At 43.4% G+C, this 24,821-nt stretch carries 16 protein-coding genes; 15 read left to right on the forward strand and 1 reads right to left on the reverse strand.

Annotated elements, in window-relative coordinates:
* From VIK44_RS00385 to trpS, 4 genes are all read left to right on the forward strand, one after another.
* Positions 1-1,785, forward strand: a 1,785-nt coding sequence (locus VIK44_RS00385) for an elongation factor G (protein ID WP_331551840.1), incomplete at its 5' end; no start/stop codon positions are given.
* 201 nt (positions 1,786-1,986) lie between these two features.
* Positions 1,987-2,565, forward strand: coding sequence for a xanthine phosphoribosyltransferase (locus VIK44_RS00390; protein ID WP_331551841.1), 579 nt, complete (start codon positions 1,987-1,989; stop codon positions 2,563-2,565).
* A gap of 20 nt (positions 2,566-2,585) precedes the next feature.
* A complete protein-coding gene (locus VIK44_RS00395; RefSeq protein ID WP_331551929.1) occupies positions 2,586-3,401 on the forward strand; it encodes a glutamate racemase in 816 nt (271 codons plus the stop codon).
* A 33-nt stretch (positions 3,402-3,434) separates the two neighbouring features.
* On the forward strand, positions 3,435-4,448 hold the full coding sequence (gene trpS / locus VIK44_RS00400) for a tryptophan--tRNA ligase (protein ID WP_331551842.1): 1,014 nt from the start codon (positions 3,435-3,437) through the stop codon (positions 4,446-4,448).
* 281 nt (positions 4,449-4,729) lie between these two features.
* Here trpS and VIK44_RS00405 read toward each other — a convergent pair whose 3' ends face one another.
* Positions 4,730-6,292, reverse strand: coding sequence for a sensor domain-containing diguanylate cyclase (locus VIK44_RS00405; protein ID WP_331551843.1), 1,563 nt, complete (start codon positions 6,290-6,292; stop codon positions 4,730-4,732).
* A gap of 205 nt (positions 6,293-6,497) precedes the next feature.
* Here VIK44_RS00405 and VIK44_RS00410 point away from each other — a divergent pair, with 205 nt between their 5' ends.
* The 11 genes from VIK44_RS00410 (at position 6,498) to ispG (ending at position 24,816) form a co-directional block, all read left to right on the forward strand.
* Positions 6,498-9,857 (forward strand): PD-(D/E)XK nuclease family protein, encoded by a 3,360-nt coding sequence (locus VIK44_RS00410; RefSeq protein WP_331551844.1) that lies wholly within the window; start codon positions 6,498-6,500, stop codon positions 9,855-9,857.
* Between the two features lie 267 nt (positions 9,858-10,124).
* Entirely contained in the window at positions 10,125-11,462 is a 1,338-nt protein-coding gene (gene iscB, locus VIK44_RS00415; protein WP_331551845.1) for an RNA-guided endonuclease IscB, read from the forward strand.
* 99 nt (positions 11,463-11,561) lie between these two features.
* Positions 11,562-15,179, forward strand: a complete 3,618-nt coding sequence (gene addA / locus VIK44_RS00420) for a helicase-exonuclease AddAB subunit AddA (protein ID WP_331551846.1) — start codon at positions 11,562-11,564, stop codon at positions 15,177-15,179.
* Between the two features lie 192 nt (positions 15,180-15,371).
* Entirely contained in the window at positions 15,372-16,286 is a 915-nt protein-coding gene (locus VIK44_RS00425; RefSeq protein ID WP_331551847.1) for a DMT family transporter, read from the forward strand.
* Positions 16,287-16,322: 36 nt separating this feature from the next.
* A complete protein-coding gene (locus VIK44_RS00430) occupies positions 16,323-19,754 on the forward strand; it encodes an FtsX-like permease family protein (RefSeq protein WP_331551848.1) in 3,432 nt (1,143 codons plus the stop codon).
* A gap of 271 nt (positions 19,755-20,025) precedes the next feature.
* A complete protein-coding gene (locus tag VIK44_RS00435) occupies positions 20,026-20,871 on the forward strand; it encodes a Cof-type HAD-IIB family hydrolase (RefSeq protein ID WP_331551849.1) in 846 nt (281 codons plus the stop codon).
* A 23-nt stretch (positions 20,872-20,894) separates the two neighbouring features.
* Positions 20,895-21,278, forward strand: coding sequence for a RidA family protein (locus tag VIK44_RS00440; protein WP_331551850.1), 384 nt, complete (start codon positions 20,895-20,897; stop codon positions 21,276-21,278).
* Positions 21,279-21,360: 82 nt separating this feature from the next.
* Positions 21,361-22,113, forward strand: coding sequence for an isoprenyl transferase (locus VIK44_RS00445; RefSeq protein ID WP_414637030.1), 753 nt, complete (start codon positions 21,361-21,363; stop codon positions 22,111-22,113).
* A gap of 19 nt (positions 22,114-22,132) precedes the next feature.
* On the forward strand, positions 22,133-22,936 hold the full coding sequence (locus tag VIK44_RS00450; RefSeq protein WP_331551852.1) for a phosphatidate cytidylyltransferase: 804 nt from the start codon (positions 22,133-22,135) through the stop codon (positions 22,934-22,936).
* A gap of 9 nt (positions 22,937-22,945) precedes the next feature.
* Positions 22,946-23,740, forward strand: coding sequence for a site-2 protease family protein (locus VIK44_RS00455; protein WP_331551853.1), 795 nt, complete (start codon positions 22,946-22,948; stop codon positions 23,738-23,740).
* An 11-nt stretch (positions 23,741-23,751) separates the two neighbouring features.
* Positions 23,752-24,816 carry a flavodoxin-dependent (E)-4-hydroxy-3-methylbut-2-enyl-diphosphate synthase gene (gene ispG, locus VIK44_RS00460; protein ID WP_331551854.1) on the forward strand — a complete coding sequence of 355 codons (1,065 nt, stop codon included), beginning with the start codon at positions 23,752-23,754 and terminating at the stop codon, positions 24,814-24,816.
* The last annotated feature ends 5 nt before the right edge of the window (positions 24,817-24,821 follow it).

The raw sequence follows: 24,821 nt of genomic DNA on the forward strand, positions 1-24,821 counted from the left end.
ATTGTAGTTGATGCTCTTTCAGGTGTACAGGTTGGCACTGAAAAAGCCATTGAATTACTCCGGAAAGCCAATGTTCCTGCCTTTATTGTTGTCAATAAAATGGACAGAGAAAATGCAACCTTTGCCAAGGTCATGGATCAATTAAAAGTGACTTTTGGAAACAAGGTTGTTCCTTTTGAGCTTCCTATGGGCGAAGGCGAGGAAATGCGCGGTGTTGTTAATATTGTGGATATGACAGGAAGTGAACGTAAAGAGAACCGATGCTTCGATGTGGTTGTACCCGATGACATGAAGGCTGATCTCGAGCCTTTCCGTGATATGATTATGGAATCGGTTGCCCAAACCAGTGAAAGCTTGATGGAAAAATATTTCGATGGTGAAGAACTCACCCAGGAGGAAATCCATCAGGGCATTCGACATGGGGTTATTCAAGGCGACTTAATTCCGGTTCTTTGTACATCCGCCATTCAAAACATTGGGGTTGAAACCCTAGAAAATATGATGATTGAATACCTGCCATCTCCAGGCGAAGGAAAGTCTGAAATAGGAAAAGATCCCCGAAATTTAAAAGAAATCGAACGCTATTGCTCGAATACTGAGCCCTTCTCAGCACTGGTATTTAAAACCATTGCTGACCCCTATGTTGGCAAGCTATCTATTTTTAAAGTGATGTCCGGGGTATTGGATCATTCAGTTGAAATTTTTAATGCCACCCGGGAGGCAAAAGAAAAAGCAAACCATATCTACGTCCTTCGTGGAAACAAACAAATTGAAGTTGAAAAATTGGAAGCAGGGGATATTGGTGCCTTTTCAAAATTAAGCGAAACTGTTACCGGAGATACACTGTGTACCAATAAATCACCCATTGTTTATGAAAGAATTGTTTTACCAAAGCCAATTATTTCCATGGCCATTGAACCCAAAACAAAGGCCGATATTGATAAATTAGCCACTGGACTCCACCGACTGGTTGAAGAAGATCCAACCATGACGGTGTCACGAAACAAGGAAACCAAACAAACCCTGGTTTCCGGCCTTGGAGAAATGCATCTTGAAATTATTTCTCAAAAGCTGAAACAAAAATTTGGCGTTGAGGTTAACCTGGTGCCCATGAAGGTACCTTACCGTGAAACCATTAAAAAGAAATCAACCGCCGAAGGGAAACATAAGAAACAATCCGGTGGAAATGGACAGTTTGGTCATGTTTATGTTAATTTCGAACCAGGGGCTACACCGAATGATCCGTTTTTATTTGTTGATAAGGTTGTCGGCGGATCTGTTCCCCGTAACTTTATTCCAGCAGTTGAAAAAGGTTTGGAAAGCTGTATGACTGAAGGCGTTCTTGCAGGCTATCCCGTTACCGGAGTTGTAGCCACCCTTTTTGATGGATCCTACCATGCCGTGGATTCCGATGAAATGTCCTTTAAAATGGCGGCATCCCAGGCCTACCGAAAAGGAATGAAAGATGCGGCACCCGTACTTCTTGAACCGATTTACCATATCGATATCATTGTCCCCGAAGAATATATGGGAGATATTATGGGTGATTTAAATAAAAAGCGCGGACGTATTATGGGAATGGAAGCCGTGCCTGGCGGGAAACAACAAATTTTAGCAGAAGCACCTTTAGCAGAAATGTTTAAATATGCCACAGAGCTAAGATCAATGACCCAGGCAAGAGGCGAATTCTCAATGAATTTTGTCCGCTATGAAGAGGCCCCACCGATCATTTCAGAAAAGGTGATTGCAGCAGCACTTAAGGAAAAAGAATTGAAAATATCCTAGGTTGGTCACTGGATTTTGGGTGTGATGCGGTTGAACCGGCAAAGCCTGTCCGAGCCGGGCCCATACAATGCTAAATCAGGGTTATTCAAAATAAGTTTGCTTCACAGTTTTAAGACGGGAAGAAATTCCCGTCTTTTTTTTTAATTAAAAAGCTTTGCAGTATGTTATAATAGTGGAATTGGGAAATTAAGGAGAGCAGGAATGGATTCATTAAAAGAGAAAATCAGAAAAGAAGGCCAGGTCAAAGGTCAGGGGATATTAAAAGTGGATTCATTTTTAAATCACCAGCTGGATGTGGCATTATTTGAAGAAATGGGTAAAGCCTTTGCAAAACGATTTGCAGGACAAGGCATTAATAAGATATTGACCATTGAAACATCAGGAATTGCCATTGCAACCAGTACAGCACGATATTTTGACTATTGCCCGGTGGTTTTTGCCAAAAAACATGTTTCATTAAATTTAGATAATGATATTTATTCCAGCGACGTATATTCCTATACCAAGCAACAGTCCTATAAAATCATGGTTTCTAAAAAATATATGAATAAAGACGATCGTGTTCTTATTATTGATGACTTTCTTGCCAATGGGAAAGCAGTGGAAGCTTTAATGGATGTGATTAAACAATCCGGTGCCACCCTCATTGGGGTAGGCATTGCCATTGAAAAAGGATTCCAGGGTGGTGGAGCACGCCTTCGGGAACAAGGCATAGCCCTGGAATCCCTGGCCATTGTTGATGAAATGAGTGAAGAAAAAGGAATTATATTCCGGGACTAATGGAGAAAGAAGTGAATAATATGGAACAAAATGGACCAATCGGGCTCATAGACTCGGGCATCGGTGGTTTCACCGTTTTGAAGGAGCTGCAAATGCGGCTTCCCAATGAGAATTATATCTATTTTGGGGATTCAAAACGGATGCCATATGGAGAACGAGAAAATGAAGAACTGATTTGCCTTGGCAACGCAATTATTAAAAATCTGGAAGGTCGCGGCGTTAAAACCATTGTGCTGGCATGTAATACCCTTTCATCCCTGATTTCTGAATTTACATCACAGGTGCCATTGTTTAGTGTCATTGAAGCCGGTGTACAGGAAACGCTTTCCTGTCGTGAACAGGGATTGGTAGGGCTGATCGCCACCATCGCCACAGTGAAAAACAAAGGATATGAACGGGAACTTGGTCTTTTGACCACTGAAATAGAATACATTGCCCAGGGAACACATACCCTAGGGAAGGTGATTAACGATGGCCAGGGGGATTTGAAAATATTAAAAAGCAATATCCGGGAAGCCGTCGAGCCCATACTTTTAAGGGGTGTAAAAAAAGGCATGATTATTGAGGACCTTTTGCTGGGTTGCACCCATTTTCCTATTGTAGCCGGTACCATTAGGAAAATGTACCCGGAGCTGAATCTGATTAACCCTGCAGAGGGACTGGTAAGGCTCCTGGAAGAGAATCTTCAGGAAAATGATGGTTTTAATCCAGGGGAAGCAGCCTTCGTGACTCAAATTCTCACAACCGGTGACTTTGAAATATTTGAGAATATGATCAGTGAGCTTGAACTCAACTGCGATTCTTTAGAAATGACAAAATTAAAAGGTTTTGCCTAATGCCTATAATAAGAAGCAAACAAGGAGAAGATTATGAAAATAATAGAAATACCAGATAAAAAAATTGTATACAGTGGCATACAGCCATCGGGAACCTTTACCGTCGGTAATTATTTTGGAGCCATGAAAAACTGGGTTAATCTTCAGGAGGATTATCACAGTTTGTTTTGTGTCGTGGATCTTCACGCCATCACCATGCCACAAAATCCAGAGGAATTAAGACGCCGGACTTATGAATCAATTGCCCTGTTATTGGCACTTGGCATTAACCCGGATAAATCAATTTTATATGTTCAGTCCATGGTTCCGGAACATTGCGAGCTTACCTGGATATTAAATTGCTGTACCTACATGGGTGAGTTAAGCCGGATGACACAATTCAAAGATAAATCTCAGAAACAAGGCGAAAACATTCGGGTCGGTCTTTTCGACTATCCAGTGCTTATGGCTGCGGATATATTGTTATATCAAACAGACTTGGTACCGGTGGGGAATGATCAGCGTCAGCATGTCGAGCTTGCCCGGGACATAGCCATCCGTTTTAACCAACAGTTTGGGCACACCTTTAAGGTACCCGAGGCTTATTTTGGAGAATCCGGAGCCCGGATTATGAGCCTTCAGGAGCCAACCAGGAAAATGTCCAAGTCCGATGACAACCTTAATAGCTTTATCTCACTCTTAGACGACCCAAAAACCATTATTAAAAAATTCAAACGGGCAGTGACTGATTCAGAAATGGCAGTTTATCACGATCGGGAAAAAAAACCAGGGGTTTCCAATCTTATGGAAATTTACGCCTGTGCCACCGGAAATTGCCTGGATGATATTACCACTGAATTTGAAGGTAAAGGCTATGGTGATTTTAAAGCGGCTGTGGGCGAAGCGGTGGCTGAAACCCTGCTTCCAGTTCAAAGAGACTACCACCGGTTATTAAAAGAAAAAGATTATCTTAAACAAATCATGCGTACCCATTCTGAAAAGGCATCCATGATGGCCTGGAAAACCCTGGCAAAAGCCAGAAAACAGGTCGGATTTGTGACAGTATAGAGGATCGCAAACATCAATGTCCGCCCTTGCTATTATCATTGTCTTTCTTGAGATCGGACACTCGTTGGGTGTTCGCCTCAACGAAGACAATTGATAAATAGCAATATCGGACACTGATGTAACCACGTTTTATTGCCTGAAAGCCTAAACACGACCTATGTTCGCCATGAGGCACACAACTTCATAAAATAATTATCCTTGAAAAGGTTTTTTTTACATCTTTGACCGTAACAAAAATCACCAGCTTCTAAAAGAAGACGGGTGATTTTTTTAAATATCATTTAGTTAAGGAAATCATCTTCTGAAACAAGGGGAATGATTAACAAAAAGGTGGCAATGAGTTTGCCCACATATGAAATGGTTTCAATTTCCTGTTGGGTCCACAGTCGATGGGTGTTGCATTGGTCAAAGCCGATAAACCCTTTAAGGCGGTTCTTAGCAATGATGGCAACCTGGAGCGTTGAGACAATATTCTGAGATGCTAAAAACTGAGACATGGTCGGATCTAATTCTTTAATATTTGAACAATAGAAAATGCCGTTTTCATCAAAATGATCATAATATTCGTTAAATTGATTAAAAGACAACTGATCAAAGTCAGCTTTCCCCGGTGTCATACCCTGGCCACACCATTCGTAAATTTCCGAAAAGCTTTGATCATTCCTGGAATTTTTTATAAAATAGCAACGGCTGACGTTAAACCGTTCACCAATGAGAGAGAGAATGAGATCAATACTGATTTTAATATCCTTTGATTGATAAAGAATATTAAACAAATAACTGTGGATTTCATAATGCTGAAAGGTTTCATCAGAATCGATTAACGACCCTTTTCGAGGTAGCGGAGATGTGTCCAAACGCATGGTTTTTATTTCATCATAAAAAGAAAATTGGTCTTTTCCCATTTTTTTTGCATAATATAGGGCAATATCCGCGTGATTGTAGAGTTCAGAAAAAGTGCTGCCATGTTCTTTAAAAAGAGCAATGCCAATGCTTCCGGATATGGAATAATCTTTATTGATGCCGCTAAAGGTCTGTCTGAAAACATTGCAAATTTCTTCGGCTTTTTCTTTAATTAAATCTTTTTCACGAATGCTTTTGAGAAATACCACAAATTCATCTCCCCCAATTCTTCCCACAATGTCAGTCGTGCGAAAAAGCTTTCGAACCTTGGCAGAAATTTCAGTCAGTACCACATCACCAAACATATGGCCCAGGTTATCGTTAACAGACTTGAAATCATCAATGTCAATCAGTAGAATGGCGTGAACATCCAGGGGATTATTTTCAAGATAATCATCAATGAGCTCCTGGGTGGTTATTTTATTGTAAATCTTGGTGAGAGGATCCAATTGGACTTTTATTTCCAAAGCAGTCAGCTTTCGTTTTTGTTGATCAATATCTCTAATAAGTCCCACAGCCTTATAGGGAATGCCCTTCTCATCAAGCACAGGGCTTGATTGAATACGCACCCAAAGATAGGACTCATCCGCTTTTACTTGCCTGAATTCAAGGCTGGTCTTCGTATAAGACCGATAAGTGTCTTTTATCCATTGAAGATAGCTGGGCAAATCCTCAGGATGAATGATATGTGAAGTAAATGAGGGATCAAGGCTGTATTCAGCCGGCTCATAGTCAAATTTCCTTCGATACTGGTCTGAGTAATGTATTTTATTTGAAGCGAAATTCCATTCATAAAGAATGTCATCGGTTTGTTCCAAAATAATCCGGTAACGTTCCTCTCGGTTGTGAAGAATCTTTTCTCTTCGCTTTTCTTCGGCAATGTGAAAAGCACTGGAATCTTCCATAAAATAAGAGGGTGATTTAATATCAATATCCTTCATTGCATACGCTCCTTTATAATTTTGTATTAAACATTCGTTAAAATACATTAATTTGAAAATTGATAAACATATATGTTATTATAATATATATTTATCAATTTGAATAGAAGAATTCAACAAATAAAATAATCATGATACGGCTGGGGATCAAATTAAAATGTGCAGAGGAAATGATGCGCATTATAGCACAGAAAGGAACACTTCCATGGGAATTAAAATCATAGCAGGTCGGCGGTCAGAGTTTTTAAGCCAGACTGTTTATAAAGAAATCGGAGCAGCAATCAAAAGGGGAGAAGAGAATCTTTTTTTAATTGTACCGGAACAATATACGCTTGGGGCCGAGGCTGCTCTGATTAAAGCCAACGATCTCAGGGGGCTTCTGGGGGCTGAGGTTTTAAGCCCGAAACGTTTGGGAGATCGGGTTCTGAGAGCCACCGGAGGGCTGACCAAAACCTTTATGGATACCCACGGGAAAAACATGCTGCTGCAAAAAACGCTGGGAGAAATCCAGGAGGATCTGACCATTTATCGCAGCAGTGTGAAAAAGCCCGGGTTTGTTCAGAATATCGGGGATTTTATCAGTGAATTAAAACAAAATGAAATCTCAACCGAAAGTTTAAAAAGCATGATGGGAACCCTGGATCAGGGGATCATCACCCAGAAGCTTTTCGATATTATAAAAATTGTTGATCAGTTTAACTTTTTGCTGGGAGAAAACCGCCTTGACGAAGAAGATCTTCAAAATCTGGTTTGCGAAAAAATCCCGGTCACACCCTTTCTAAAATCGGCACAGCTCTGGTTTGATGGTTTTCAAAACTTTTCACACCAGGATTATAAAATGATCCGGATGTTAATCGGCACCGTGCCGGTATTCAGCATTGCCCTGCCCTGGGATCCAAACCCGAATACCCGGGATGCCGAAGTGTTCCAGCTCACCGGCAATACCTTTAAGGCCATTAAACAAATGGGGGCCGAGGCATTAGTCGATTTCGAAGTCAAAGAAATCAAATGCCCGAAATCAAAAAGTCCGGGGCTTCAACACCTGGAGGGCAACCTCTTCGCTTATCCCCATTTGGAAGACCCATCCGAAAGTGCCGACATAGCACTGACCCAGTGTCAGAATACCTGGGAAGAAGTCGAAAAAGGCGCCCAGAAAATCCTGGGACTCATTCGGGATGATGGCTTTTCTTTTCGGGATATTGTGGTGCTTACCGGAGATATTGAGGAGTATGGCAGTATTATCAAGCGGATTTTCACCCAGTATAAGATTCCCTTTTTCATGGACGATCTCAGATCCATTGGGGATAATCATTTGGTGGAAGCCGTTATTGCAGCTCTGGAAACCCTGCAGAATAATTTTCGTTTTGATGATATTTTCGGATTTGTTAAAACCGGCTTTTCACCCATTAGCCTCAGTGAATGCGAAGACCTTGAAAACTATGTTGTGGAATTTGGAATAAGAGGGAAGAAGTGGGAACGGGAATTTACGAAAATCAGTCAAAACGACGCTCTGGATTTAGAGAGTCTTAACTCCCTGCGGCTGAGACTCATTACCCCTTTGGCAGAACTGGCTGAGAAAATGAAAGGGAAAAAAACCTGTGCTCTTCGGACTCAGGCCCTTTATGAATTTCTGGTGACCATTAAAATTCCGGAAAAAATTGATGCTATCGTCGAAAAACTTTTTGAAGCCGAGAATTATGAGGCCATGGGAAGCTACCATCAGATTTGGAACATCCTCATGGAAGTTTTCGATCAGATTGCCGAAACCATGGGAGCAGACCCGGTGAATTCGGAAGATTATCTGCGCATTCTCAGAAGTGGATTCCAGGGCTATCGACTTGGCATACTGCCACCCCACCGGGATGTTGTGAGTATTACTGATTTAAGACGAAGTCGCAGCGGTGATTTTGAAGTCCTGTTGGTTTTTGGCTTAAATGAAGGGCTCATTCCCGGCATTGGAACGGAACCTAACCTTATTTCGGATTCAGAACGGCTGGTTTTGGCAAGTCACCAGATTCTGCTTCAAAATAACCGGGAGTTTCAAATGGATCAGGAACGTTTTCTGGTTTATGATGTTTTAACCAGACCTCAATCACATCTCTGTCTCTACTGGGCACTTTCAGATATGGAAGGGAATACCCGGCAGCCATCCATTTTGCTCAGCCAGATCACGGTTATATTTCCAGCAATCAAGGTTCATTCAACCTTGAATAATGACACCGAAGGCCTTTGGGATAAAATAAGCACCCCGGAAAGCACCCTGTGGCACTTAACCAGTTATTTAAGAAATAAAAAGAATGAAGGGGTCCCAGCTTCTGAGGAAGTCGATGCGCTTTGGAACATGGTTCGGCTGTGGTATGAAAACAGCGAGAAATATGGAAAACGGTATAAAAATCTGGAAGCGGCCTTGAATTATAAAGGCGTTCCCGGAGAACTGACTTCCCAGGACGCCACAAAGCTATACGGGAACACCATGCGCACCAGTATTTCACGTTTAGAACGTTTCAGGCAGTGCCCTTTTTCACATTATGTTAAGTATGGGTTAAAGCCTGAAGGTCGGCCGATTTACACCATTCAGGCTCCGGAAATCGGAACTCTGCTTCACGAGCTCATTGACGGATTTTTCAAGGCGGTTGATCATCAAAACTTAAATCTGAGGGAGATCCCGAAGGAAAAACGGGATACGATTATCGAAGAGGTCATGGCAAAGTCGCTGCCTCAGATCAAAACCAATGTATTTAACAGCACCGGACAGTACCAGTATTTAGGAAAAAAACTGGAGCGGGTCGGAAAGAAATCCATTGATATTCTCATGAAGCATTTATGCGCAGGAGAATTTGAACCAGAATATACGGAGTTTAACTTCGAACAGGAACTTTCGATTCCTGAAATCAATCTGGGCGAAATAAAAATAGTCGGAAAAATTGACCGATTGGATTTATACAAAAAGGACGACACCACCTGGGTAAAAGTGATTGACTATAAATCCGGGAATCAGAAAATCAACTATGATGATATTTATTATGGTCTTTCTCTTCAACTCCTGGTTTATTTGGACGGTGCCATGTCAGTCATCGAGGGAGACGACATTCTCCCGGGAGGAACCTTTTATTTTCATGTGGATGATCCCATTCCGCAGGTTGATTTTTCCCAAAACATTGAAGGTGAAATTAATAAGGCCTTCAAGCTGAACGGTTTACTCCTGGATGATCCCGATGTCATTGCCGCCATGGATGGTAACAGCGATAAAAGCAAGTCCGATATTTTACCCCTTAATTTTAATTCAGGGTCAAAACTCAGTCAGGCTGAGTTTGAAGCGGTTATTAAATACGTCAGAGAAACCGTTGTCCGTCAGATCACCCGGATCTATCAGGGCGACATTAATATTCGTCCCTACAGAAAAGGCGCCGAATACGGGTGTAAATTTTGTGAATATAAGGGAATCTGCCAGTTTGATGACGACATTCAGAAAAGCGGGTATGAGGTATTGAAAAAGACCATGAAAAAAAGTATGTTTTTTGAATTAATTCAGGAAGGGGAACCCCGTCAATTACCCACCACTTAAATTCTAACGAATTTTGAAGTGGGGGCTTGTATAAGCTCAGTTGATTAGCCTTAGTCCTTGAAGAAGGGCTCCATTAGCTTTTAATGTATAGGTACCATGGGATGCCCCACAAGTCTCATGCTCTACGGTGCGTGATTAAACCGTTTCGATGGGTCGAAACCGTGTTGCGCATATTAAACAAAAGCATAATATTGGCGATGTGGACAAACCGCCGTTAACGCAACTTTTGCCGAGACGGTGCGGATTAACTTTACAAAGGAGTTTCAAATGACGTATGTATTGGATCAAAACGGCAACCCCCTCATGCCAACCGAGCGTGGCGGGAAAGTCCGAATTCTGTTAAAAACCAAAAAAGCCAAAGTGGTGTGTCGTAACCCGTTTACGATCCAACTGCTTTATGATAGTAAGGCGTTTACGCAACCCGTAACGCTGGGTATTGACAGCGGATATGCCGAAGTGGGCTATTCGGCTGTCACTGAAACAAAAGAACTCATGGGTGGCACTTTAAAACTGCTCACGGGCCAGAAAAACCGTCTCAAAGAACGAAGGATATATCGCCGTATAAGGCGTAACCGCTTGAGGTACCGCCAGTCACGGTTTTCAAACCGTGCAAGAAAGAAGGGATGGCTGGCACCCTCCATTCAACACAAGCTTGACAGCCAGTTGCGGTTTATTGAGCGCATCAAAAAGCTTCTGCCCATCACCAAAACGATCATTGAGGTCGCCTCCTTTGATACACAGAAAATATTAAAACCAGATATTGAAGGCCTTGAGTATCAGGAAGGCGCGCAAAAAGACTTCTGGAATGTAAGAGAGTACGTTCTACATCGGGATAATCACCAATGCCAGAACCCTGATTGTACCAACAAAGCCAGTCAGCCGATCCTGCGTGTCCATCACATTGTATTTAGAGACAACGGTGGCACAGATAAACCTTCTAACTTGATTACCCTGTGTACCCAGTGTCATGTTTCTAAAAATCATCAGGCGGGACAGTTCCTGCATGACTGGATGCAAAACGGCAAGAAAGCCCCAAGTCTCAAAGGGGCGACCTTTATGACCATGGTGCGCTGGCGGTTGGTGGACATTCTGAAAGACGTAGGCGCCACTGACATCGCCTATGGATATCAGACCAAGTCTAATCGCATAACTTTAGGTTTGGAGAAAAGCCATCACAACGATGCCTTCTGCATTGCACATGGCGAAGAACAGAAACGATTGTCAGCGATTGACTATCTGCAACGGCGACGCAACAACCGCTCCCTTGAAAAGTTTTACGACGCATCCTATCTGGACATACGGGACGGGATCAAAAAAAGCGGTAAAGAACTTTCAAGTGGTCGCACAAGTCGTAACCTCAGTGAGAACGGCGAAAACCTCCGTCCTTACCGTGGTGAAAAAGTCCGGGTCGGCCGACGCAGTATCCGCACCAGGCGGTACCCTTTTCGATCAGGAAACATCGTTTCTTATGAGGGTATTTGTTATACCAGTGGCGGAAGCCACAACAAGGGCAACAGTGTCAAACTGTTGGAACTGAAACGTTCGATCACACCCAGGAAGCTAAAATTAATACAGTACAATGCAGGCATCGCCTGTGTTGCTTAAAAATTAACGAAAGAAAGGAAACGCAAGGTGCAAGGGATGAGCTTCGGCAATTCCTCCCCCGCTTATAGAAGACGGGGGGTATCCTTGCTGGGTCTTTAGATGAAATGGACCAGTGATCAGCTTGAAGCCATCGAAATCAGAGAAAAAAACATGCTGGTATCCGCCGCCGCAGGTTCAGGTAAAACAGCCCTGCTCATTGAGCGGATTATCCGGATCATCCTTGAAGAAAAGGTAGGAGTGGATGAGCTCCTCGTTCTCACCTTCACCCGAGGCGCCGCAGGAGAAATGAAAAACCGATTAAGTCAGGCCCTTGCCAAAGCATTGAGTGATCCGGCAAATGACCGACAATTTTTACTGAAGCAAATGAACATCCTGGGAGGCGCCGCCATTTCCACCCTTCATTCATTCTGTCTTGGGATCCTCAGGCAATATTTCCAAAAAGGAGACATCGACCCGGGATTTATGGTGGGGAACGAAACAGAAATTGCCCTGATGCTGAAAGAAACTCTGGAAGAGATTTTTGAAGCCGAATACCTGCAGGCTCAGAATAATAAAGAAGCACCCTTTATCACACTGGTTGAAAAATACAGCGGCAATCGCAATGACCAGGGGCTAAAGGATATTGTGGAATGCTTTTACCGTTTTCTGGTTACTCAGCCGGACCCTGAAGGCTGGTGCGAAAAGTCATTGTCCATGTTTAGCTGTGACCGTGAAAATTTCTGGACCACGGTATGGGGAGAATCCCTGCTGGTGGTCATCAATGCCGAACTTACCGGTGCACGGGATTATGCAAAGAAGGCTGAATTAATAGCCGGTTATTTCCCGGGTTTTGAAACGACCCACGAACAAATGGCCAGAGAGCTTTCAGCAATTGAAGACATTCGGGCATTAATGAAAAGTGATTTTCCAATGGGTCTGAAAGCCCTGGAAAATTTAAAATATGAAAAGTACAAGGGCAGCACAAAAATAGATAAAGCCATGAGTGATACCATTAATAAGGAATACCGGACAAAGTCCAAGTCGATTGTTGTTGATCTTCAGAAACGGTTTCTAACGGACATGGACACCCGAATGACAGAGCTTAACAACCTCAGGGAAACCATGGGCGATTTAGTGGACCTCACCCAAAAATTCAGGGTGGCCTTTCGAGAAAAAAAGGGAAAGAAAAATCTGTTGGATTTCAACGATTTAGAACAGTTCACTCTGAAAATCCTCAAAGATCCCATGGTTGCCCAGGAGGTCCAGGCAAAATACCGGTATGTATTTTTAGATGAATACCAGGACACCAACGAAATGCAGGAAACCATTCTCCAGTGTGTAGTCCGGGAAAATAATTATTTTATGGTAGGGGATGTGAAGCAAAGCATTTATCGTTTTCGCCTGGCGGATCCAACGATTTTCATCAAAAAATACGATGCCTTCAGCCAGGTGGAAGAAGCGGAAAATGCCCTGGTCACCCTGAGTAAAAACTTTCGCAGTGCTCAAGGCGTCATTGACGGGGTTAATGCGATTTTTCAAGGGATTATGAGCCCAAAATTAGGGGAAATTGATTATGATCACCGGGCCATGCTCTATAAAGGCCTCTCCCATGAAGGCCCTTATGTAAAAACAGAAATCCATCTTTTAAATATTAAGGATGCATTCCAGGAACCCTCAGAGATTGACGGGGAGATCCTGGAAGACATGACTGATGTGGAAATGGAAGCCCGGTTTGTGGCGGGAAAAATCCAATCCCTTGTGGGCACCTCGTTTTTTGACACCCGACAAAACAAAGAACGCATGATCACCTATCGGGATTTTGGAATCCTGATGCGAAGCGCCGCGGGAAGAGGGGATGTTTACCTTAAGGTTTTCAGTGAACTGGGCATTCCCGCTTATTTTGATGGCGGCGCCAATTACTACGAGTCCCTGGAAATCAACATGATTCTGAATCTTCTGAATCTGATGGATAATCAGCATCAGGATTTGCCGTTACTCAGCGTGATGACCTCTCCCATTGGCGGATTTACAACCAAAGAGTGCACCATGCTGCGGATCATTCAGCCCGAGGGTTTTTATTATGGCGCAGTTGAAGCCTACGGGAAAGATGAAACCGATTCGCTGTCAGAAAAAATCAGGAACTTTTATAAAAAACTAAACGATTGGCGCGATGACTCAAAGATCATGCCGATTGAAGATTTTCTCTGGAAGATCTATTTAGAATCCGGTTATTATGCCTTTGCAGGAGCCTTACCCGGCGGCGAACAGCGGCAATGCAATTTAAGAATTCTGTTAAAACGTGCCGGGGATTATAAAAAATCAACCCTGAGAGGGCTCTATCAGTTTATCCGTTTCGTTGAGAACATGAAAAAGCATAAACAGGATATTTCCCCTCCCGGGATTTTAAGCAATGCGGATGCGGTTGTGCGCATTATGACCATTCATAAAAGCAAAGGTTTGGAATTTCCCATTGTTTTTCTAACCGGCACCGGGAAGCGGTTTAACAAGCAGAGCAATAACAATCAGATCCTTTTTCATAAAGATCTGGGGATTTGTCCGGACTATGTGGATTTGGAAAAACGATTTAAGCGTAACTCCCTGGCCAAAGAAGTGTGTAAATCCCAGAGCAATATGGAAATGCTTTCCGAAGAAATGCGCCTGCTCTATGTGGCCATGACCAGAGCCGAGGAAAAGCTTTATATTGTCGGCACCGTAAAAAAACTGGAAAACGAAGTTTTTAAATGGTTGGAAGCTCCCGATGACTATCAGCTGTTAAAGGCCAGCGGGTTACTTCACTGGGTCATGCTGGGCGCCATTGGCGGAAAGGATCTTGAGGAGCTGCCACCGGTGCTGTCCCTGGACCACTTTATGGTTTATCGCCATGGCGACATCACTGAAACCCCTGAATTAGGGGTCGAGATCCATGAAGAACTGCCAGTTGAAATCCCGGAAGAAACTGACATCAAAGCTCCGGATCCGGAAAAAAGAGAAGCTATTTTCCGACGATTGAATTATCAGTACCCGGAAAAAATGGACAATGCGCTGCCCAGTAAAATGAGCGTCACCGAAATAAAAAATGTCCGAAACCAGGACGCAAAAAATGAAAATGACATTGAGCTGAAAAAAATGCCCCAACGCATTGAAAGACCAAAGTTTTTAGAAAAAGAGCAGGACGATTTTACCGCAACCCAACGAGGATCAGCTCTCCATCTTTTAATGGAAACGGTCAACCTGAAACCAATTCAAAAGCGGTTAGGGGCCCAAGGATCCCAGGATCTCCAGGCCTATATAAAAAAACATTTGCTGACAGAAGTGGAACGGCTTATTCAGGAAGAATTTTTACCTGAAAAACTGGCAAGGGCCATTGATTTGTCCAGGCTCGTTGCTTTTTACAGTTCAAACCTGGGAATACGGCTGCTGGCAGCAAAAAAAATAAAACGGGAAATTCCCTTTAATTTTTGCTACGATCCCGGAAACGTCCGGGATGAATGGGCAAAGGTTGACGGAAAAATTATGGTCCAGGGGATCATTGACTGCGCCTTTATTGAAGACGGACAATGGGTGCTGATTGATTATAAAACCGACTATTATAAAGACGCCCGGGCACGGGACGCCATCATCCGCGGTTATAAAATCCAGGTGGATTTGTATGCCCAGGCCCTTGAAACCCTGACCGGCATTAAAGTCAAAGAAAAAATAATTGCCCTGATTACCATGAAAGAAAATATTAGATTGTAGATAAACAGATAAAGCAGTGCCGACAATTGTTGAATCGTGTTGTGTGCCTCAAGGCGAACAGGCGATAGCCTGTTCGAATTGCGCGCATACAACTGATTAACAATTGATCGGTACGGTAGTTTGTCGACAACCTGAATATTATTTTAAATTAACCTGAGGGTACGATCAATAAAAAGAATAAAAAGGGGTAATATGAAGAAAAGCTATGGTTATGTCTTATTGACGGCATTGTTATTTGGTTCCATGGAGGTTGCTTTGAAAATTGGCGGAGTAACCTTTGATGCCATTCAACTGACATTTATACGTTTTTTTATTGGCGGGCTCATTCTGCTGCCCTTCGCCATTCTCGATTTAAAGAAAAGACAGGTTATCCTTACCAAAGGGGATTTAGGCTATCTTTTTGTGTTGGGGTTTGTCTGTATCTGCATCAGTATGCTGCTTTTCCAGGTAGGCGTGATGAATATCAACGCCAATTTGGCGGCGATGATTATTTCCATTAATCCGGTGTTTACCATGATTTTCTCACATTTTCTTGTTAACGAAAAATTCACCTGGAAAAAAGCCCTGGTATTAATCATCAGCATTATCGGTTTAATTATTGTCATGAATCCTGCCAAACTCATGTCGGGAGAAAACAATATCTGGTTTGTATTGGTCACTTTGGTGGCGGCCATTTCCTTTGGATTCTATACGGCCTTTGGGAAAAAAAGAATTGGAAAACTGGGAGGATTAACCCTGAACAGTGTGAGCTTTCTGATGGGATCAGGCACCCTGCTGCTAATGCTTGTGCTAACCGGCGGACCGATTCTCCAGGGCATAAGCCTTGAAACCACCCCTCTGCTTCTGTATCTGGGGGTATTTGTAACCGGCATCGGGTATTATTTTTACGTTAAAATTATTGAAATATCCGGGCCATCCACAGCTTCCATCGCATTTTTCATCAAACCGGTGATTGCTCCGGTCATCGCATTTTTTATCCTGGGCGAAGCCATTACCCTGAACATTGTGATTGGGTTGGTTTTCATTTTATTGGGCTGCACCATTAATCTGGTTCAAACCGATAAACTATTGCACATTTTGAATTTGAATGATCTTTTTATTAAATAGCAATATTCAAAATAATAAGAATTTAAGGAAAAAACGATGAAATCATTACAAAAAGATACCTTCAGAGAAATAAAAAACTCAAAGAACCGGTTTTTATCCATTATCGCCATTATCGCTCTGGGGATCTGTTTTTTTGCTGGAGTAAAAACCACCGGCCCAAGCATGATCCACACAGCCGATTCTTATTATCAGGAACAACGGCTCATGGATACCCGTCTTGTTTCGACCTACGGTTTTCAGGAGGCGGATGTGGCGGCTATTAAAGCGAGTCCCGGGGTTAATGCCGTTATGCCCGGTTATTCAGCAGATGTAATTATTGAACAAGGGGATAATCGGCCGGTGATTAAGCTCATATCCCAGCCGGAACCCCAGGGTCTGAATCAACCGGTACTCCAGGAAGGACGCCTGCCGGAAAACGATGGGGAAATGCTGATGGAAATGCCACAGGCAAAGGATAACAACCTTGTTTCAGGATCCGATTATAAGCTGGGAGATACCATTAAGCTGTCATCGGAAGTGGGTGACAAACCTTTATCAGATTCACTGAACCGGGATAGTTTTACCATTGTCGGGTTTGTACGTTCGCCTCAGTTTGTTTCCATTGAACGGGGAAGCACCAGCATTGGAAGCGGAGAGGTGCAGTATTATGGTTTTGTTACACCAGCAACTTTTACTCTTGAACGATTCACAGAGGTTTATGTATGGTCCCAGGCATCTGCCGATGGCGTTTCCGCATATACACCCGAGTATCAAACCGCCATTAATGCATTAGCGCCGGAGATGGCAGACCTTGGAATAAAACGTCTGGAAGTGAATCATGAGGACATTATCAATAAAGCACAGGTCGAACTGGATAAAGGCAAAGCCCAGTTAAATGATGCGACACAACAGTATCAGGATGGCATTGCCCAGGGCGAAGCCGCTCTGGCAGACGCCAGAGCCCAGTTAATATCCGGACAAGCCGATCTTGCCAGTGGTCAGCAAAACTATAATCAGATGATTGCAGATACTGAAGCCCAGCTCACCGACGCCAACAATCAGATTATCCAGGGAGAAGCGGACCTTGCCCAGGGACAAGTGAATTTGCAACAGGAATTGGCTGCCGGAAACGCCCAGCTCGACCAATTAAGGAATGGTATTGCTCAGTCCGAAGCCAATGATCCGTCAGGGCAGCTGCCGGGTCTGGAAGCCCAGCTGACCCAGGTTCAGGCCCAGATTAACCAGGAAGAAGCTGCGTTACAGGTTCTTTATGTTACCCAGGCAGGAATTCAGGCACAAATTGATGAGCTGAACCCAACAGCACCGGATTCGGATTACGAAGCCCAATTAGCACTGCTTAATGCCCAGCTGGCACAGGTTAACTCTCAAATAGCCATTGCCCAGGCAGGTTTAGAAACTGCCCGTGGCTCGGAAGCACAAATTCAAGGAGCCATTGATGCTATTCAGGCATTCCAAAATAAGCTGGCCGGATTGAAAGACGCATTGGCTTCAGGCGAGGCAGCTCTGAGCCAGGCGGCCATTGACGGTCAGCAGCAACTGGATGCCGGGGCGGCAACCCTGGAAACGAGTAAAACCGATCTGGCCAATGGAAGAGCGGCCTTTGAAGCAGGTAAAATCCAGGGCCAGTCAGAACTGGATGCCGGCCAAAATAAAATCGATCAGGGTTGGGCAGACCTTAAAGCCGGTGAGGCTCAGCTGGCAGAGCAAAAAGCCGCCGGTCAAAATGAACTCAGCAATGCCACTCAAAAGCTTGCTGCTGCCGAAGCAGAAATGGCAAGCATTGACTTTGGAAAATGGATTGTTTTTAATCGGGACGACAATCCGGGTTACACCAGCTATGGTGAGGATGCCCAGCGCATCGATAATATTTCCGGAGTCTTCCCATTATTTTTCCTGTTGGTGGCGGCCTTAGTATCCTTTACCACCATGACCCGAATGGTCGAGGAACAGCGCACCCAAATCGGAACATTAAAAGCGCTGGGGTATAAAGCCTATCAAATAGCTTCTAAATTTTTCATTTATGCCATGCTGGCCGGCGTGTTGGGTTCAGTGATTGGTTTATTGGTTGGCCTGAACACCCTGCCATATTTTATTTCCGGAGCCTATAATCTGCTGTATCAGATGCCGGAATTATCCATTGCCGTGCCATGGATTCCCGTTATGATCAGCTGTTTGATTGCAATTTCATGTACCGTTGCGGCGGCGGTAGTCATAAGCTATATTGAATTAAGAGAGGAACCTTCGCAGTTAATGCGGCCTAAGGCACCAAAAATCGGAAAGCGTATTTTTCTCGAGAAAATTCCTTTCATCTGGAATCGTTTAGGCTTTATTGAAAAGGTCACCGCCCGTAACCTGATGCGCTATAAAGGACGTTTCTTTATGACCGTCATCGGCATCGCCGGGTGCACCGCACTGATCCTGGCAGGCTTTGGCCTTCAGGATGCGATATTTTCCATGATTCCACGGCAGTTCGAAAATATTTCGGTTTACGATGGCATGTTGGCCTTTAAAACCGAAGGGACTCCCGCCGAAAAGGCTGATATTAAAGCCCAGCTCAACGGGGACAGCCGTTTAAGCGGAAATATGCTAGCCTATCAATCCAAGTTTAATATTGAAAAGAAAGACACGGGTTTAGAAAAAAAAGCCTTTGTTTTCGTTCCTGAGACCACCGGGAATTTTAATGATTTTATTCACCTCCAGAATCGAAACAGCGGTGAGGCCATTGACCTGGAAAAAGCAGGCGTGGTACTGTCGGAAAAAGTAGCGAAGGATCTCAATCTAAAGGTTGGGGATACGATCAGGATTTACAGTGATGACGAAAGTCATGAGGTAACCCTGGGAGCCATCACCGAGAATTACCTGGAAAATTATATTTATCTTTCACCAAAGGTGTATGAAGAAGCCTTTGGACATCCGCTAAAGGTGAACACGGCTTATTTCAACATGTCAGAGCCATCAACGGATGTTGAAAATGCCATTGCCAAAGATTGGCTGGAAAACCCCAGTGTGGTTGCGGTTAACTTTACAACTAATATTGTCAAGAGTTCAACAGACAGCATCGGCACCCTTAATGTTGTGGTGTTAATCCTGATTCTTTCAGCCGGAGCATTGGCGGTGGTTGTGCTTTATAATCTGACGAATATTAATATTTCAGAGCGTATTCGTGAAATAGCAACCATTCGGGTGCTGGGTTTTTACGATATGGAGGTGTACAAATATATTTTCAGGGAGAACATTGTGTTATCCATTATTGGAATTATTGTTGGATTAGGACTGGGTATTATTCTTAACGGCTTTATTATTAATTCGGTAGAAACCGATATTGCCATGTTTGGCCGCGGCATAGAACCGACCAGTTATATTTATTCCATCCTGATTACCTTGGGATTTACAATGCTCGTCAATGTCATGATGACCCCGATGATTAAAAAGATCAGCATGGTGGAATCCCTTAAATCCGTAGAATAAAATGCGACTTAAAGATCCTGCAAAGGCTTTCTAGGTGCAAAAGCATTTTTCCTGTGATACACTATATGTTTACACTAGCAGGCATTTGCAAAAGTACTGTGAGCTTCGCTGTTAGTTTACATTAAACAATTTTTCCACTATACGGCGTACAGTCTAACGACTGTTCGCCTATACGTTATAAAATTGTTTATGAAAACTGACATCAAAGCAATTTACGGTAGTGTTTATTTCTTTTGTAATTGCTTATGTACAATAGAGAACGGAGATAAACATGGAAATAAAATTAATTGCATTGGATATGGATGGGACCACTCTGGGGGCAGATCATGAATCCATTTCCCTTAGAACCGAGAAAGCGTTAAAAGATGCCATTGCCCTGGGGATTTATGTGGTTCCGTCAACGGGAAGAATTTTTGGACAGCTTCCGGAATCAGTGGTTGATATTCCCGGAGTGGATTATGCTGTGACCTCCAATGGTGCGGCGGTTATCAATTTAAAAACAGGCGAAGTCATCAGCAACAATTATATCGGGTCAGGATGTCTCGAAAAAATCATTCATATGATTACCCGCCGAAAAATCTTCTGCGAGGTTTATTATAAAGGACAATCCTATGCCGAACACGGTTACTTTGAAGATCTTGTGGGAACAAAAAGTTTTCCCCAGGTATTAGTCGATTTCATTCGCAATAAGTCGACGCATGTTGAAAGTATTTTAGAGTTTGCGCTGACCCATGCAGCAGAAATAGAAAAAATCAATATTCCGTTGTTAAGCGATCAGCGGTTTCGAAATCTCTGGCAAAAATTTTCCCAGATTAAAGGCGTCACGTTGACCAGTGCCATTGCCAATAACATTGAAGTGAATCATCATTCCGCCAATAAAGGCGAAGGCTTAAGGCAGATCTGTAAAATCCTGAACCTTGAAGCTAAAAACGTCATGGCCATTGGTGACAGTGATAACGATCGTCGCATGTTGGAATTTGCCGGCTTTGGGGTTGCCATGGGGAACGCACCGGATGACATTAAGGCAATTACAAATAAAGTAACCCTTTCCTATAAGGAAGATGGCGTTGCCCATGCTATTGAGAAGTACGTTCTGGCATTTCAAAAAAACAGCTGACAAATAAAAAAAAGGAGATAACAATGAACAGAAAAGCAGTCAATTCAGAAAATGCCCCGGCAGCAGTGGGTCCCTATTCTCATGGGGTTTTAGCAGGGGAAACGCTTTATATTTCAGGGCAGTTGGGATTAGATCCGGAAACTGGTGTTTTAGAAGCCGGAATCGAAGCCCAAACAAAAAAGGGCCTCAGTAATCTGGCAGCCATTTTAAAAACCGCGGGGATGACACCGGCTGACATTGTTAAAACAACCATTTTTTTAACCGATATGAGTGATTTTGCAACCGTCAATGAAATTTACGCCGCATACTTCAAGGACGTCAGAGAATTTCCGGCCCGTTCCTGTGTCGCCGTTGCCGCACTCCCTAAAGGAGCGCTTTTTGAAATAGAGGCCATTGCCGTAAAATAAAAAGAGCAATTCTTAAATAAATTATTTTTGAAGGATTGAAACCTGTTGCAATTTACAAATCCGCAGAAATAGCATATAATACATGAATAAGAAATTTGGATATCAGAAAGGGAAGTTGAGGTGCAAGGTGACGCGTCAGTTATCAAAAGAAAACTTGCCTGAACATATAGCCATTATAATGGATGGAAACGGACGTTGGGCAAAAGCGAAAAAACGCCCGCGATTATTCGGACACAACGCCGGCATGAAAACCCTGAGAAAAATTGTCCGGGCATCATCGGATGCCGGCATAAAAATACTCACAGTATACGCCTTTTCAACCGAAAACTGGAAAAGAAGCCAGGAAGAGGTTGACGGCTTAATGAACATTGCGGTGGAATACTTTAAAAAAGAAGTGGGAGAACTCCACGAAAACAATGTCAGAATACAAGTGATTGGTGATGTGAATGGCCTGAATCATAAGGTCCAAAAGGCAGCGCAGAATGCCATGGACATTACCGCAAACAATACCGGTCTGATTTTTAATGTCGCTTTAAACTATGGCTCCCGGGATGAAATTGTTCATGCCGTCAGGGCCTTAATGGTTCAGGGGGTTTTACCCGAAGAAGTCACAGAGGAACGATTAAACGCAGAGCTCTATACAAAAGGGCTAACCGATCCTGATTTACTCATTCGAACCGGCGGAGAAAGCCGGCTGAGTAATTTTATGCTTTGGCAAAGTGCCTATACCGAATTCTTTTTTATTGACACCTATTGGCCGGATTTTGATAAAGACACCTATTACAACCTCATCGAGGTTTATCAGAAAAGAAATCGACGATTTGGAACCGCCTAAAAAAGCGAAGGAGAATACAATGCGTGCTCGAGTATGGACAGGAATTATTGGGATTCTAATACTGATTTTCATTTTTTACACAGGCGGCTTCGTTCTGGTTATCGGCGTAAGTATTCTTACCCTTGCCGGAGTGACAGAATATACCAATGCTATTAATCGATCCATTCGCCCAAAAATAAACTTGTATTTTATGCTGTTATTGGCGGTCGTTATAATCATAACCATAAAGCTTGACTATTATTTTTTAATGCCGGTATTACTGGTTGTATTTATTGCAATATTCTGCTATGAAATATTATCCGGAAATGTGGGCATTCAGCGGGGAAGCACCATGCTCTTCGGGCTGATTTATGTGCCTGTTATGTTCGGATATTTATTCCTGTTTGAAAATCTCCAAAGTGGAGTATATTATTTATGGATGATATTTATAATTGCCTTTTCCACAGATACCGCCGCCTATTTTGTTGGCAGAAAATTTGGCAGAACACATTTTGCACCAAAGATCAGTCCCAAAAAAACCATTGCGGGTTCAGTGGGCGGTATTATCGCATCAGCAGTGTGTACCATTCTTTATGGAGTCATCCTTGCAAAGTTTTTCGGTTTCATTTTACCCTGGTACTTATATTTAGGACTTGGTGTGGTGGCAAGCATTGCCGGCCAATGCGGAGATCTTACCGCATCCATGATCAAGCGACGCGTCAAAATAAAAGATTTTGGACATGTATTACCCGGCCATGGAGGAATTCTGGATCGCTTCGACAGCATCCTGTTTATTATTCCTCTCATTTATATCTTTGCCAGCCTGACGGATGGCATCGCCTAAGGAGATATTTTGAATATAGTTACAATATTAATAACACTGATACTCTTAAGTGTCCTAGTTGTGGTTCATGAGCTGGGACATTTTCTGGCCGCTAAAAAAACCGGCGTCTTTGTGGAAGAATTTGCCATGGGAATGGGTCCAAAGCTTTTTGGTCATCAGGGGAAAGAAACCCTGTTTACCATCAGAGCCTTTCCAATTGGCGGTTTTTGCAGAATGCGTGGGGAAGAGCCACAAAAGGATGAGGAAGGGAAACTAATTCCCGCTGACCCCTTGCTAGCGCCGGTTGAAGGAAGTTATGAATCAAAAACCCAAGGGCAGAAGCTGCTTATTTTAGTGGCCGGCTCCGGGATGAACATTATTTTTGCGTGGGTTTGCCTTTTTGCGGTTTCGCTGTTAATGGGGAAGTCAAATTTTATTGAATCCATTGGCAATGCATTTATTAATACCTGGCGGTTTGCCGGACTGATTTTTCAATCCTTTGCAATGCTGTTCACTGGAAAGGTGGGTCTTAATGACCTGGCCGGTCCCATTGGCCTGGTATCCATGGTTGATACTTTTGTGAATCAGGGATTCATTGCTTTACTGGCATTTACCGCCCTGATCAGTGTCAATTTAGGGATTATCAATCTTTTTCCCCTTCCCGCACTGGATGGCGGTCGGGTATTTATCCTGCTTATTGAAATCATTACCCGGCGAAAATTCAGTCCGGAAGTGGAAAACAGAATTAACTATTTTGGATTTATGGCATTAATAGCCCTGGCACTCATCATTGCAGTGAATGACATCATGCGGTTAGCGTCCTAGGAGGACTTATTTTGGAAACCCGAAAAAGAACCCGAATCGTAAATATTGGAAATGTGGCCATTGGCGGATCAAACCCCATTGCCATCCAGTCCATGACCAATACCGACACCCGAAACGTCAAGGCCACCATCGCCCAGATAGGTGATCTTGAAGCCGCAGGCTGTGAAATTGTGCGGGTGGCAGTACCGGATCAGGCAGCCGCCAACGCCATTGCGGACATTCGCAAAGGCATTGCGCTGCCGTTAGTGGCGGATATCCATTTTGACTATCAGCTGGCTCTGACCGCCATGGAAAATGGTGTGGATAAGCTTCGGATCAATCCCGGGAATATCGGTTGTGAAAAAGGGGTGCGGGAAATTGTGGCCATGGCAATCGAACGCAGCATTCCCATTCGCATCGGGGTGAATGCCGGTTCATTAGAAAAAGAGATTCTGGAAAAGAATCATGGCCAGGCCACCCCTGAAGGCATGGTTGAATCCGCTAAAAAGCACATTCATCTCTTAGAGGATGCCGGCTTTGATAACATTGTGGTGTCCATGAAAGCCTCGGATGTTCGGCTGACCATTGAATCCTATGAACGTTTTGCCGGGGAATATGATTACCCTGTGCATTTAGGCATTACCGAAGCGGGAATTTTAAGAACTTCGGCGGTGAAATCAGCCATGGGCATTGGTTACCTCCTTCTTAACGGAATAGGGGATACCATCAGAGTGTCGGTTACCGGAGACCCGGTGGAGGAAATAGAAGTGGCCCGGGATATTCTTAAAACCATTGGCCTTTATAAAGGCAAAAAAGGAATGGTTGAAATTATTTCCTGTCCAACCTGCGGTCGAACAGAAATTGATTTAATCGGCATTGCCGAAGAAATCAATCAACAGCTGAGAACCGTTGAAAAAAACATTAAAGTTGCCGTTATGGGGTGCATTGTCAATGGCCCCGGTGAAGGAAAATCAGCGGATATCGGCATTGCCGGCGGAAAAAATAAAGCCGTATTATTTAAAAAAGGTGAAATCATCCGAAGCTTAAAAGAGGATGAAATTATTAAAGTATTAATGGCAGAAATAGAAAAAATGTGAGGTCA

This window comes from Acetobacterium sp., from assembly GCF_036508315.1.
Taxonomy (GTDB): Bacteria; Bacillota; Clostridia; order Eubacteriales; family Eubacteriaceae; genus Acetobacterium.